Here is a 12,868-nt window from a genome sequence, read left to right on the forward strand (position 1 = left end):
GATGATCGGGGAATGTCTGCCCTGAATCTGTCCGGTGCGTTCATCACCTTTTTCGCGGTGATCGGACCGCCCAAGGTGCTGCTGGCTTTCGCGCATCTGAGCCGGACCCGGAGCGTACCCGAGCTGAACCGGATCGGACTGCTGGGCTCTGCGGTCGCCGCCGGGGTCGGCGTCGTGGTCGCGTACACGGCCAGGGTGCTGACGAAGTTCTTCCACGTCAGCTTCCAGGCTCTGGAACTGGCCGGCGGGGCCATCTTCTTCATCTACGCGGTGGCCCTGGTGCTCGGCATCCACCTGGGCGGCGGCCGGCCCGAGGACGAGGGGTCGGAGGCGTCCAACCCGGTGGCCGAGGGCATCCGCGAACTGATGCTTCCCTTCGTGGTCAGTCCGCTCGCGATGACCGCTGTCCTGGTGGAGTCGCTCGGCAAGGACAGCTGGACCTGGTGGACCACGGTCGCCGGAGCCTATGCGGCGGTCATCGTGATCGACTGTGTGTGCGTCCTGCTCCTTTCCCGGCTGATGAAGCAGGCGCACACGACGACGCTGGAGGTGCTCTCGCGACTGCTCGGGCTGCTGCTGGCGGCAGTCGGCGTGGAGTTGTTCCTGCAGGGGCTCGGCGCGCTGGGCCTGCTGCCGCCCGCCGCGCTGAACCGGGAGTGATCCCCCACCTGGTGCAGCGCCGTGGGCGTCCTGACGACTACTTGGCCAGCCTGCCGAGCAGCGAGGACGCCGCCGCGATGCCCAGCAGCGCGGCCACCACCAGCACGGTGAAGTCCGTCAGCAGATGCGCCGGGCTGCCCAGCAGCAGCCCGCGCAGGGCGTCGACCTGGTAGCTGAGCGGGTTGGCCTTGCTGACCGCCTGGAGCCAGCCCGGCATGACGGAGACCGGGTAGAGCGCGCTGGAGCTGAAGAACAGCGGCATCGTGATGGCCTGCCCGATGCCCATCAGCCGGTCCCGGGTGAGGACGATGCCGGCGATGGTCATCGAGAGGCAGGAGAAGAAGGCCCCGCCGAGCACCACGACCACCACCACGGCCAGCAGCTTCAGCGGGTTCCAGGTGAGTCCGACGCCCAGGATCGCCGCGAAGACGACCACGACCAGTGCCTGGATCACCGCCTTCACCCCCGCCGCGAAGGCCTTCCCGGTGACCAGCGCCGCCCTCGGGGTGGGAGTGACCAGGAGCTTGGTGAGGACACCGGAGTCCCGCTCCCAGATGATCATGATGCCGTAGAAGATGGCGATGAACATCGCGGACTGGGCGATGATGCCCGGGGCGAGGAAGTCGAGGTAGGGCATCCCGCCAGTGGGGATGGCGTGGATCCGGTTGAACGTCTCGCCGAAGATCAGCAGCCACAGGGCGGGCTGCACCGCGCGGGTGTAGAGCTCGGAGCGGTCGTGGCGGAGCTTCTGCAGTTCCACCATGCACATCGCGCCGACTCTGGCCGGCACGATCCGCCACCCGGTCCTCGGGCGGGGCGGGACCAGCAGCAGCGAGAGGACCGACGCCGCGGTCGGCGGCTGAGCCGACGCCGGGCCCGGTTCCAGGACGGGTGCCGACATCGGGTCAGCCGACCCGGGACGCGGTGCGGCGGGTACGGCGGACATCGCGGAAGTCCTCTCCCTCGGCATTGTCGTCGGCGGACCGGCCGCCCTGGAGGCCACTGCCGGCGTGGTGCCGGAACACGTCCTCGAGCGTCGGCGCCGCCAACTCGCCGACCAGGTCTGCCTTGAGCCGCTCGGGCGTGCCGAGCGCGCGTATCCGTCCCCGGTGCATCAGGGCGACCCGGTCGCAGTACTGCTCGGCCTCGTCCATGTAGTGGGTGGTGACCAGCACGGTCATCCCGGTGGCGTCTCTGATCTCGCCGATCCGGTCCCAGACGCTGGCGCGGGCGATCGGGTCGAGGCCGATCGTGGGCTCGTCCAGGATCAGCAGCCGGGGCGCGCTGACCAGGGCCTGCGCAAGTTCCAGGCGCCGGATCATGCCGCCCGAGTAGGTCCCGGCGAGCCGGTCTGCGGCTTCGGTGAGCGCGACGGCCTCCAACGCCTCGGCGACGCGCGCGGAGCGTTCGCGGCGGGAGACGTCGAAGACCCTGGCGAACAGGGTGACGTTCTCACGCCCCGTCAGCCCGCCGTCGGCGGACAGCTGCTGCGGTACGTAACCGAGGAGGCGGCGGACCGCCATCTTCTCCCTTGCGGCGTCGTGGCCGAAGACCCGGACCATCCCGGCCGGCACCGGAAGCAGCGTGGTGACCGCTCGGATGGCGGTGGTCTTCCCCGCACCGTTCGGGCCGAGCAGACCGAAGGTCTCACCGGTGCGCACGGTCAGGTCCAGCCCGTCCACGGCCTTGGTGCTGCCGAAGGAGTAGTCGAGACCGGTGCAGCGCACAGCTGCCTCGGCTCCGGGTTCCGGGTCGCGCTCCGTGGGTGCTTCGTCCGACAGCTGTACGGTCATGTCCCCTCCAGCTCCTGGTGCAGCCCTTCGGCGAGTCTGCGCAGCGAGGGAAGCGCGGCGGCCAGGGCTGCCTGGTCCTCCCGCGCGAGTCCGGCGACCTGCCGCCGGACCAGGTCGCCGCGTCGGATGTCCCAGCCCTCCAGTCGTTCCTCCGCCTCCCGGGTGACCGTCAGCCGGACCGCCCTGCGGTCCTGCGGATCGGCCCCGCGTTCCAACAGACCTGCCGTCACCAGTTGGTTCACCAGCGTGGACACCGAGTTCCCGGCGAGGTGGAGTTCCTTGGCAGCGGCCGCCACCCCGATTCCGGGACGGGCCAGTACCAGCCGAAGCAGCTCCACCTGCGCTCCGCGCAGGCGGGGCCCGGTGAGGTCCTGGCGCAGCCTGCGCCGGATCAGCCGCTGGATGCCGACCAGCAGCTCCGCGAGGTCCTCAGCTTCATCCGGTCCGGTCACACAACCATTTTAGCTCTTAGTAAGAGCTAACGGAATCATGAAGCTCTCAGAGAGTTCCCACAGGCATTTCAGTGCCCCCGGCCACCATCGGTCAGGTGATGAGCGGAACAGATCACCCACGGGTGCCGATTCCGTCGCTGAACCAAGGAGCCACCGCATGACCGATCCGGACCCCGAAGCCCGTGCCACCTCTGCCACCCGGGGGCGTGCCGCCCGTCGGAGCCGGAGCAGGACTGCGACCGGAATCACCCTGGGGCTGCTGCTCGGCGCAGGGACGTTCGCGGTCGCGGGCGGGGCGAGCGGAGCGACCGGCGGAAGCCTGCTGCACGCCCTGGACACCGCGAAGCGCGTGGCTGCCACCCCGGCGGCGACCGCCACCACCCCCAAGGCCACGCCTTCGAAGGCCGCGACAGCCAAGGCCCCGACATCCACGGCAACGACAGCCAAGGCAGCCGCACCCGCGACCAGGCCCGCAGCAGTCACCGGTCTCCGCACCGCCGGTCACCACCGCAGGACAGTCACTCACCCTCACCCGGGCCCAACAGCCCAGCCAGGTCGGCGCGCTGTTCTCCGGCAGCAGCCTGTCGAGCGGCCACCACTGCACCGCCAGCGTGGTCGACAGTCCCGCCGGGGACCTCATCGTGACCGCCGCGCACTGCATGAGCTCCGGCTCGACCGGCGACGTCTTCGTCCCGGCCTACCGCGACGGCTCCGCGCCCTACGGCGTCTGGCAGATCTCCGACGTGGTCGAGGACTCCGCCTGGACCAGTAGCCAGGACCCGGACGACGACGTGGCCTTCGCCGTGGTCAAGCCGCTGAACGGGCACAGCGTCCAGTCCGTCGTCGGCTCCTACGGTCTGAACACCAGTGGGGTCACCGGAGGGCAGGTCCAGATCACCGGCTACCCCGGAAGTACCGACGAACCGATCACCTGCTCGAACACCAGCTCAACCTTCAGCTCCAGCCAGCTGAAGATCTACTGCACCGGGTACACGAACGGCACCAGCGGCAGCGGCTGGGTCTCCGGCTACGACCCGGCCAGCGGCTCCGGGACCCTGGTCGGAGTCATCGGCGGCTACGAGACGGGCGGCGACACCCCCGACGTGTCCTACACGCCGCTGTTCGGCAGCGCCGTCCAAAGCCTCTACCAGCAGGCGGAGTCCGCGGCGGCGAGCTAGGGCCTGCCCGGCCGATCTTCGCGTGCGCCCACCGCCGCAGTGACACTGTGCGGCTCCGCCGCGTGGCGGCACCTCGCCGCGAAGGGGGCACCTCCCGGCCGAAGGCTGGGGGAGAAACGCCCTGGTGGCCCCGCTACGAAGGGCGCTCCGCCGCCTTGCGAGGCACCGCACCATACGGCGGGCGCCCCGCGGCGGAGCCGCTGATGCCCGCAGCCGCGAAGATCGGCCGGAGAGGCCCTTGTGGTGCTGTCAGCCGACGATCCCCTTCTCCCTGAGGGCGGCGACCTCCACGGCGTCGACACCCAGCTCGGCGAGGATCTGCTCGGTGTGCGTGCCGATGGCGACAGCCGGGGCCGGTTCGGCCGTCGGCGATCCGACGAAGCGGGGGGCCGGTGCGGGTTCGTACCCGCCGCGCGCACCCGGCCGGTAGGTGCCACGCGCCGCGTTGTGCGGATGCTCGGCGGCCTCGACCAGTGACAGCACGGGGGTCACGCACGCGCCCTGCCCCTCGAAGACCTCCGCCCAGGCGTCACGGCTGCGCTCGGCGAAGATCCGCTCCAGCCGGGCCCGCATGACCGGCCAGGCCGCGCGGTCCTGCTGCCGGGCGAAGTCGGGGTCGTCGGTGAGCCCGAGCACCCGCAGCAGCGCCGCGTAGAAGGGCCCCTCGATCGCCCCGAGCGCCACATGGCCCCCGTCCGCGCAGCGGTAGACGCCGTAGTAGGGGGCGCCGCCGTCGAGCACGTTGACGCCGCGTTCGTCCCGCCAGCCTCCCTGCGCCAGGAAGCCGTAGGTCATGGCGAGCAGCAGCGCCGTGCCGTCGGTCATCGCGGTGTCCACGACCTGTCCACGGCCGGTGGTCCGCGCGTGCAGGACGCCGCTGACCACGCCGAGCGCGAGCAGCATGCCGCCACCGCCGAAGTCGCCGACCAGGTTCAGCGGCGGTACCGGGTCGCCGTCGGCGGGGCCGATCGCGTGCAGCGCCCCGGCGAGGGCAATGTAGTTGATGTCGTGGCCGGGCTCCTGGGCCTTGGGGCCGTCCTGCCCCCAGCCGGTCATCCGCCCGTAGACCAGGCGGGGATTGCGGGCCAGACACGCCTCGGGGCCGAGACCCAGCCGTTCGACCGCGCCCGGGCGGAAGCCCTCGATGACGACGTCGCAAGTCGCGACCAGTTTCAGGACGGTGTCCGCGCCCGGCGGTTGCTTGAGGTCGACGGTCAGGGAGCGCCGGTTTCGGTGCAGCACCGGGAACGGACTCGTCCGTCCGGCCTCCTCCGGGCGGTCCACCCGGATCACCTCGGCCCCGAGGTCGCCGAGCAGCATCCCGCAGAACGGCACCGGGCCGATCCCGCCCAGCTCGACGACCCGGACTCCGGCGAGCGGTCCCTTTCTCCCCGACCCGTGGGAGGGATCGCGCGGAACGTCGTCGCGGCGTTTGGACGGGTTCGTGTCAGCCAACGAGAACTCCAAGGTCAGCGCGGGGCACCAGGGTCCGGGTGCCCGAACCCCGCCAAGGTACGCACCGCGCCCGCAACTGTCACGTACGCAGCGCGGCCTTCCTGCTGCGGCGGTAGAGGGCGTATCCCTTCGTCAGGGCACGGTCCCTCAGGAAGAGCCGTCCCACGCCCCTCCCCTGTACCAGCTGCCGGAAGTCGCCTTCCGTGGTGCCCTCCCGAACCGTCAGCCGGGCCAGCGCGTACGGGCCCTGCCGCTCGGGTGCGGCCAGGGCGTTGCTGACGGCGCAGGCCCCGACGTAGCCCGCCTCGCGCACGGCGACGCGGACCCGGCGGTCGGAATAGCCGTAGGGGTAGCCGAAGGTGGTGACCGGCTGCTGCAGGCGGTCCTGCAACAGCTCGCGGTTGCGGGCGAGTTCGCCGCGCAGCTCGGCCGGGCGCAGCCGGTCCAGCTGGGGGTGGCTGTGGCTGTGGCCGCCGACCTCGACGCCCTCCGACGCGATCTCGGCCAGCTGTCCCCAAGCGAGCATGGGCCCCAGCGGCCGCCCGGCCCGGTCCGGGCCCGCATCGGCGAGCCAGCCGGTGGTGACGTAGAGCGTGGCGGTCGCACTGTGGCTCCGCAGCAGCGGCAGGACGACGCTGTGGAAGTCCTCGTAGCCGTCGTCGAAGGTCAACACGACCGGACGCGCGGGGAACGGCTGCCCCGGGAATGACTCCGCGGGCAGCCCAGCGGCCTGGCGACGCCAGTGCTCGACCAGCGCGGACAGAGTGACGGTGACGCACCCGAGCTCTGCCAGCACCTGGAGCTGCGTCTCGAACGCGGCTGCGCGCACGGCCAGCGCCCGTGTCCCCCTGGTGGGTTGATCGCCGACGGAGTGGTACATCAGCACGGGGACCGACTCGGTGATCGGCACGGGGCTCACTGCGCGCCGCCCGTCCCTCCGCCGTCGGGGCGTATCCGCCGCAGACTGCCGACCGCGTAGCCGGCAGCCGTGACCAGTCCGCCGACCGTGATGGCCCCGGCGCTGCCGAGGCCCGCGAGGTCGCCGCGAACCGCCCGCACCAGTCCTCGGGCGATGCCGGAGGGGAGGGTCCGGGTGACGTAGCGGCGCTCGCTGGACAGGCCGTCGCCCGCCCCGACGCTCCCCGCGACCTGCGCCTTGGACAGGCCCTCGGCCCAGCAGCGGGTCCGGAAGTAGCCGAAACGCTCACGCTGGCGGGGAACCTGATGGTGGATCACCGAGCGGTCGTCGAAGAGGAACACGGCCTCGGGGTCCGCCTGCTGGATCCGGATGCAGAGCTCGGTCTCCTCCCCGCCCAGCGGCTTGCTCTCCCCGGGCCGTCCCGCGTCCGCGCCGCGTCCGATGCCGGCGTCGAACCCGCCCGCGACGTCGAACGCCCGGCGGCGGAACGAGGCGTTGCCGCCGAGCACGTTGCGGACCCGGGCCCGGCCCGTGGGCATCCCCCGGTAGGTAGCTCCGTGCACCCAGTCGAACTCCTCGGGGTACCAGCGCGGGCGGCGGCCCGACGCCCACACCGGGAGGGTGAGGCCGCCCACGCCCATCACCGCCGGGTCGGCGTACCCGTCGGCGTTCCAGCTCAGCCAGTCCGGCTGGGCGACGGCGTCGTCGTCGAGGAATGCCACGATCTCGCCTCGGGCCGCGGCGACTCCGGTGTTGCGCCCGCCGGACAGACCCCTGGTGCCCGCGTTGGCGAGCACCGTCACGTCGGGCGTGCTCGCGAAGCGATCGACCAGGCGGTCCAGCAGCACCTGGTTGTGGTCCACCACGACCAGCACGTCGACCGGCGGCAGGTCCTGCCTGAGTGCCGAGTCCACGGCGGCGAGCAGGCTGTCCCAGCGCTCCTCGGTGTAGACGCAGATGACGACGGACACCGCGATACGACTGCGGTCGGACAGACTTCGGTCGAACAAACTGTGCTCAAGCATCAACTGGCCCCCCGGTTGCGGCGCGCGCACGACTCCCCCACGCGCTTCCTCTTCGACGGTACAAACGCTTGGAGGAACCTGGCAAGGTCGTTGGACCTGTGCAAGCGCCTCGTTCTCGGGGGCTCCGCTCCGTATGCTGGGATGCCAGTGCAGAAACACGGGCCTCTGGGGGGATGGACCGAGGATGCAGGAAATCGGCGCCGGTACGGCGGCTCAGGCGGACGGGGCGGCAGCGGACGCCGTCGGCGAGATGCAGCCCGAAGCCGCGCCTCCGTCCCCGTTGGGCGCCGAACCGACCGCCGAGCCGACCACAGAACCGACTGCCGAACCGAGTGCCGAAGCAACCGCCGAACCGATCACCGAGCCGGCCGGAACCGTCCCGACGCGAACCCCACTGCTCAGGCTCCGCGAACTCCGAGACCGAGCAGGAACTGTGACTCGCCGTCAACTCCTGCTCCAGCTGGGCCTCGCAGCGCCGCTCCTGCTCGGCCTGGGCCTGTGGGCCTGGTCCCTGCCGACCACCAGGACCCGTGTCGACGACCTCGGCGGCTTCGGCCTGGCGGCGGCCGTCCCCTGGATGTTCTGGGCCGGCCTGGGCCTGGTCGTCGCGGGTTTCGCGCTCACCCTGCACCGCCCGGCGCGCCGCCCGCTGTGGCCCGCGGCGTACACCGTCGCCCTGCTGCTGGTGCAGCGCGCCACCCAGGCACTGGTCTACCCGACGCCGCTGTACGCCTGGGCGTGGAAGCACATCGCGATCATCGACCGGCTGCTCGCCAACGGTGGGCACCTGGACATCGGCAACCGCCTGGGAGCGATGGCGCCGTACGACCAGTGGGCCGGGTTCTTCGCCGGGAACGCGACGCTGATCCGCCTGGTCGGGCTGCACAGCGCCCTCTCCTACGCGGCGTGGGCGCCGTTCGTCTCCAGCCTCCTCCTCGTTCCGCCGCTGCTCCTGGTGTTCCAGGTGTTCAGCCGGGACCGGCGCCTGGTCTGGTCCGCCCTCTGGATCTTCTTCCTCGGGAACTGGGTCGGCCAGGACTACCTCTCCCCGCAGGCCTTCGCCTTCTTCCTCTATCTGGGCGTGCTGGCGCTGGTCTTCCGCAACCTCGCCCGCAGCGTTCCTCCCGGCAGGCACGGCGAGGCGGATGCGGCGTACCCACTGGGCGCGCCGCCCCGACCGCAACTGCCCGCGAACGAACGCCGCCTGTGGCTGCTAGTGCTGGCCGCGCCGATCGGCGCGATCGCGATCTCGCACCAGCTCACCCCGGTGGCACTGGGGGTCGGAGTACTGGTGCTCGCGGTCAGCCGCCGTTACCGCAACCCGTGGCTGATCCTGCTGGCGCTGATGATCCCCGCCGCATGGGACGCGACCTCGGCACTCTCCTTCTTCAAACTGCAACTCCCGATCATGGCGCGCACCTTCGGCGATCTCCTCGCCAACTCGCAGCCGGGGGACGGCGCCACTCCCACCGGAGCCGGTCCGGTCACCGTCGCCTGGCTGGATCGCGGACTCTCCGGCGCGGTCGTGCTGCTGGCGCTGATCGGCCTGCTTCGGCATCCCCCGCTGCGGCGCTCCGCCCTGCCGGTGCTGCTGGTCGCGGCCGCACCACTGCCGCTGGCCGTCGCCAACTCCTATGGCGGCGAGATGGTCTTCCGGGTGTTCATGTTCGCGCTCCCGGGCCTCTCCTTCTTCGCCGCCGCCGCCCTGTTCCCCCGCCCGCGGCAGTCCACGGAGTCCACAGAGTCCGCGGCGTCCGAAGAGTCCGCGGCGTCCACGGAGTCGGTGCAGACCGGGAGCCGATGGTCCGCGCTGAGGTCCGGTGCCCTGGGATTCACGGTGCTGGCCCTGCTCGCAGCGGTGTTCGTCCCCAGCTACACCGGAAAGGACCGTACCGACTACTTCCCGCGCGGCGAGATCCAGCTCGTGGACCAGCTCGTCGCCAAGGCGCCCCCCGGCTCCTTCATCGTCGGCGCCGACGTCAACTTCCCGGACGCCTACCTCGGTTACGAACGCAACCAGTACTGGTGGCTGTCCGACGAGACCGGTACGGGTCGCCAGTCGCTGCTGGCCGATCCGGCGCGGTACCTCGCCCGGAACATGGCCTGGGCCGAGCCGGCGGCGCACGCCTACTTCGTCGTCACCCGGGCGCAGCTCGCCGACGTCCAGATGCAGGGGCTGCTCCCACCAGGCGCGCTCCAGCGGATCGAGCAGTCCGTCGCCGCCTCGCCCTCGTTCAGGCTGATCCTGCAGAGCCCCGACGGCGTGGTCTACCAGTACGTTCCGACAACCACCGGGGTGAATGGATGAGCGCACGCCCCCTTCCCGCCCGTATCGCGCTGGCCGCGTCCGGCTGGCTGGCCATGCTCACTGCCGCGAACCTCGCCGACGCCGCCCCGCTGCGGATCGCCGTCCTGCTCGGCTTCGCCCTGCTGTGCCCGGGCGCGGCCGTGCTCGGGCCGTTGCTTCCCGCCCGGGACGGCGGCACGCAGACCTTCCTGCTGGTGGTGATGCTCAGCCTGTCGGCACTGGTGTTCGCGGCCACAGCGCTGATGCTGATCGGCTGGTTCACCGCGTTCCGCACCCTGCTCGTCCTCGCCGTGCTCACCACCGTGACGGCGCTGCCCCCGGCGCGCTCATGAGCCATGCCAGGGAGCGAGAGCGGGCCGGCCCACGCAGGCCGGTCCCGCGCACGCTGTTCCTGGCGCTGTTCGTCGTCGTCGTGCTGTTACTGCTGCAACTGCTGCACGCTCAGGGCCCCGCCCGTGGCTCGGGTACCGGCCGGACCACCGGCGCAGCCGCCGATCCCTGCGCGGCGACCCGCCTGCTGGCCCCGCCGTGCGGTGCCTGGTGGGGTGCCTATGTCCCGCCGGGCCCGCAGGGGCTGGCAGCGTCCGTGGCCGCGTTCGAGCGGCGGGCGGGGCGCCGGCTCGACATCGTCTACGCCTACCACGACATGGGGCCGGGAACCGACGGCCAGCTGCTCACTCCTGACGAGCGGTCACTCGGCCGCAACCATCTGCTGATGCTCTCCTGGGAGTCGGACGTCTGGGGCGCGGCGAACAACGGAAGCGCCAGTCTCCCCCTGGGCTGGAAGAAGGTCGCCGCCGGGGACTACGACGCGACGATCATCGATCCGGGGGCCGAGCGGATCAAGGCCTACGGCAAGCCGATCCTGCTCTCCATCGACCAGGAGATGGACCTGCGCACCCCTGCGAACGGGACCCCGGCCGACTACGTCGCCGCCTTCCGGCACCTGCACGACCGCTTCCGGCAGTTGGGCGTGACCAATGTGGTCTGGGTCTGGACCGTCACCGGGTACCTTCCGAACGCCGCCCTGATGAGCGCGTCCTACCCGGGGAACGCGTACGTCGACTGGATCGCCTATGACCAGTACAACTACTACGCGTGCAAGCACGACCCCGACTGGGAGTCCTTCGCGCAGACGCAGGTGCCCAGCTACACCTGGCTGCGGCAGCACATCTCCGCGACCAAGCCGCTGATGCTCGCCGAGTTCGGCACCGCCGTCGACCAGGCGCACCCGCAGACGCAGCAGCAGTGGTACCAGCAGGTCCCGCAGGTGGTGAAGCAACAGCTGCCCGGGGTGCGGGCGGTGCTCCAGTGGGACTCCTCGGTACCGGGCCCCGATTGCGACCTCTCCGTCAACCCCGGCCCCGCCATGGCGGGTTACGCCCAGGCCGGCACCGACCCCTACTTCCACCAGCCGCTCCCGCTCCAACGGTGAACGTCGTCGCACCCGGCTAGCCGTTCGTGCGGTCCAGCCGTTCGAGCAGTTGCCAGAGGACGCGTCGGCCGGTCGGGTCCCGCTTGCCGAAGGTCAGTTCCACCAGCGAGAGTTCGGCCGACATGGCGACCACCAGCCGCGCGGCGGGTTGCGCCTCCGGCCAGCCCATCGCCCGTAGGTCCGGCTCGGCCTGCGCCGCGAAAACCGCAGTACGTGCCGCCACTTCGCCGGAGACAGCGGGGTCGTTGCGCGCCTCCAGGAGCAACGCCTTGACCCCGTTGTACTGCAGACAGACGTCGAGATACGCGTCCATGCCGCGCCGAAGGCGGGCTCGGCCCGGCGGGGCGCTGCCCATCGCCGCGTTGACGGCCTCGGTCACCAGGTCGTGGAACCGCTGGTGCAGGGCGCTCAGGAAGGCGCCGCGGTCGGGAAAGTGCACATAGAACGTCCCCTTCGCCACGCCTGCCGCGGCCACGACGCGGTTCACGCTCATGCCCGTGAGCCCGTGGTGCTCGGCGATCTCCAGGCCGGCGTCCAAGAGCGTCTTGCGGGTTTCCAGGGCCGCAGCCGCGCGAGCAGTCATGGTCCAAGAGTAGGGCCGCCGGCACTGGTGACCGGACCGCCGTCGCTGCTAGAGTGACCGACCAGTCGGTCACTGAAATGGGAGGTTGCGATGCGCGCAGCGGTAGTGGAAGAACTGGGGCAGGCTCCGAGGGTCACCGAGCGAGCGGACCCGCAGCGGACCGCGGGCACCACGCTCGTCCGGATCACGGCAGCGTCGATCAATCCGGTCGACCTGCACATCTCCTCGGGCGGGCACCCGGCCGGCACACCGCCCGTGCCGCACATACCGGGAGTCGAGGGGGTCGGGACGGTCGTCGAGAGCGACTCCCTGGCCGTCGGCACGCGAGTGCGGGTCTCGGTGCCCGGAGGCTTCGTCGACGGCACCCTCGCCGAATACGTGTCGGCTCCCGACGCGACCTGCGTGCCGCTTCCGGACGCCCTGGGCGACGACCTGGCGGCGGCGATCGGCATCGTCGGAATCAGCGCCCTCGTCGCACTCCGCGAGGAGGCCGGGCTGCGCCCCGGCGACTCGGTGCTCGTCCTCGGCGCGACCGGCGGTCTCGGCCAGGCCCTGGTCCACCTCGCCCGCGCGTTGGGCGCCGGGCGCGTCATCGCCGCAGGCCGCAACCCGCAGCGGCTCGAAACCCTCGCGGAACACGCCGACACCCTGCTGCTCGACAGCGACCCGGCCGAGTTCGCCGCACGGCTGGCCAAGGCCGGAGGCCCCGTCGACGTCGTCGCGGACCTGCTCTGGGGACCGTACGCGTCCTGCGCGCTCCCCTCGCTGCTGCCCGACGGACGGTACGTCAACCTCGGCCAGACCGCGGGCGCCGAGGCCGGCATCGGTGCGGCGCTGCTGCGCCACGGCCACCTGAAGGTGACCGGGTTCAGCGGCGCCTCGCTCCCACCGGCCCGAGCGACGGCCGCCTACCGGGAGGTGGCCGAGTTCGCCGCCCAGGGCAGGCTGGAGCTCGCGATCGACTCCTACCCGCTCGCCGAAGTCGGGACCGCCTGGGCCGCCCAGGCGGCCTCACCCGGCGCCAAGATCACACTCCGACCCTGACCCCACGGACGCCCGG

13 protein-coding genes are annotated in these 12,868 nt (G+C 71.6%); 6 read left to right on the plus strand and 7 right to left on the minus strand.

Annotation, left to right across the window (positions count from 1 at the left end; genetic code table 11):
• The first annotated feature begins 12 nt into the window (after nt 1–12).
• On the plus strand, nt 13–660 hold the full coding sequence (locus ABIA33_RS31275; protein ID WP_370086055.1) for a MarC family protein: 648 nt from the start codon (nt 13–15) through the stop codon (nt 658–660).
• Between the two features lie 37 nt (nt 661–697).
• Here the strand turns inward: ABIA33_RS31275 and ABIA33_RS31280 are convergent, their stop codons facing one another.
• The 3 genes from ABIA33_RS31280 to ABIA33_RS31290 are packed head-to-tail and all read right to left on the minus strand — an operon-like array spanning nt 698 to nt 2,905.
• A complete protein-coding gene (locus ABIA33_RS31280; RefSeq protein ID WP_370086056.1) occupies nt 698–1,561 on the minus strand; it encodes an ABC transporter permease in 864 nt (287 codons plus the stop codon).
• Between the two features lie 4 nt (nt 1,562–1,565).
• The gene (locus tag ABIA33_RS31285) at nt 1,566–2,453 is read right to left on the minus strand and encodes an ABC transporter ATP-binding protein (protein WP_370086057.1); all 888 of its coding nucleotides are present in this window, start codon (nt 2,451–2,453) and stop codon (nt 1,566–1,568) included.
• Nucleotides 2,450–2,905 (minus strand): MarR family winged helix-turn-helix transcriptional regulator, encoded by a 456-nt coding sequence (locus tag ABIA33_RS31290; protein WP_370086058.1) that lies wholly within the window; start codon nt 2,903–2,905, stop codon nt 2,450–2,452. The genes ABIA33_RS31285 and ABIA33_RS31290 overlap by 4 nt, the downstream gene beginning before the upstream one ends.
• Before the next feature lie 206 nt (nt 2,906–3,111).
• Here ABIA33_RS31290 and ABIA33_RS31295 point away from each other — a divergent pair, with 206 nt between their 5' ends.
• Nucleotides 3,112–4,083 (plus strand): serine protease, encoded by a 972-nt coding sequence (locus tag ABIA33_RS31295; RefSeq protein ID WP_370086107.1) that lies wholly within the window; start codon nt 3,112–3,114, stop codon nt 4,081–4,083.
• 249 nt (nt 4,084–4,332) lie between these two features.
• Here ABIA33_RS31295 and ABIA33_RS31300 read toward each other — a convergent pair whose 3' ends face one another.
• The 3 genes from ABIA33_RS31300 to ABIA33_RS31310 form a co-directional block, all read right to left on the minus strand.
• The gene (locus tag ABIA33_RS31300) at nt 4,333–5,538 is read right to left on the minus strand and encodes a CaiB/BaiF CoA transferase family protein (RefSeq protein ID WP_370086059.1); all 1,206 of its coding nucleotides are present in this window, start codon (nt 5,536–5,538) and stop codon (nt 4,333–4,335) included.
• Nucleotides 5,539–5,617: 79 nt separating this feature from the next.
• Nucleotides 5,618–6,448, minus strand: coding sequence for a polysaccharide deacetylase family protein (locus ABIA33_RS31305; protein ID WP_370086060.1), 831 nt, complete (start codon nt 6,446–6,448; stop codon nt 5,618–5,620).
• Nucleotides 6,449–6,453: 5 nt separating this feature from the next.
• Nucleotides 6,454–7,482 carry a glycosyltransferase family 2 protein gene (locus tag ABIA33_RS31310; protein ID WP_370086061.1) on the minus strand — a complete coding sequence of 343 codons (1,029 nt, stop codon included), beginning with the start codon at nt 7,480–7,482 and terminating at the stop codon, nt 6,454–6,456.
• A 184-nt stretch (nt 7,483–7,666) separates the two neighbouring features.
• On the opposite strand from ABIA33_RS31310, the gene ABIA33_RS31315 reads away from it, so the two are divergent.
• The 3 genes from ABIA33_RS31315 to ABIA33_RS31325 are packed head-to-tail and all read left to right on the plus strand — an operon-like array spanning nt 7,667 to nt 11,225.
• A complete protein-coding gene (locus ABIA33_RS31315) occupies nt 7,667–9,790 on the plus strand; it encodes a PT domain-containing protein (RefSeq protein ID WP_370086062.1) in 2,124 nt (707 codons plus the stop codon).
• The gene (locus ABIA33_RS31320) at nt 9,787–10,122 is read left to right on the plus strand and encodes a hypothetical protein (RefSeq protein ID WP_370086063.1); all 336 of its coding nucleotides are present in this window, start codon (nt 9,787–9,789) and stop codon (nt 10,120–10,122) included. The genes ABIA33_RS31315 and ABIA33_RS31320 overlap by 4 nt, the downstream gene beginning before the upstream one ends.
• Nucleotides 10,119–11,225, plus strand: coding sequence for a glycosyl hydrolase (locus ABIA33_RS31325; RefSeq protein ID WP_370086064.1), 1,107 nt, complete (start codon nt 10,119–10,121; stop codon nt 11,223–11,225). Before ABIA33_RS31320 ends, ABIA33_RS31325 begins: the two co-directional genes overlap by 4 nt.
• 16 nt (nt 11,226–11,241) lie before the next feature.
• Here the strand turns inward: ABIA33_RS31325 and ABIA33_RS31330 are convergent, their stop codons facing one another.
• The gene (locus tag ABIA33_RS31330; RefSeq protein ID WP_370086065.1) at nt 11,242–11,808 is read right to left on the minus strand and encodes a TetR/AcrR family transcriptional regulator; all 567 of its coding nucleotides are present in this window, start codon (nt 11,806–11,808) and stop codon (nt 11,242–11,244) included.
• Between the two features lie 90 nt (nt 11,809–11,898).
• Here ABIA33_RS31330 and ABIA33_RS31335 point away from each other — a divergent pair, with 90 nt between their 5' ends.
• Nucleotides 11,899–12,852, plus strand: a complete 954-nt coding sequence (locus ABIA33_RS31335) for a zinc-binding alcohol dehydrogenase family protein (protein ID WP_370086066.1) — start codon at nt 11,899–11,901, stop codon at nt 12,850–12,852.
• Nucleotides 12,853–12,868 lie beyond the last annotated feature (16 nt).

Origin of the sequence: Streptacidiphilus sp. MAP12-16 (assembly GCF_041262165.1) — a bacterium.
In the GTDB taxonomy this organism is placed as follows: domain Bacteria; phylum Actinomycetota; class Actinomycetes; order Streptomycetales; family Streptomycetaceae; genus Streptacidiphilus.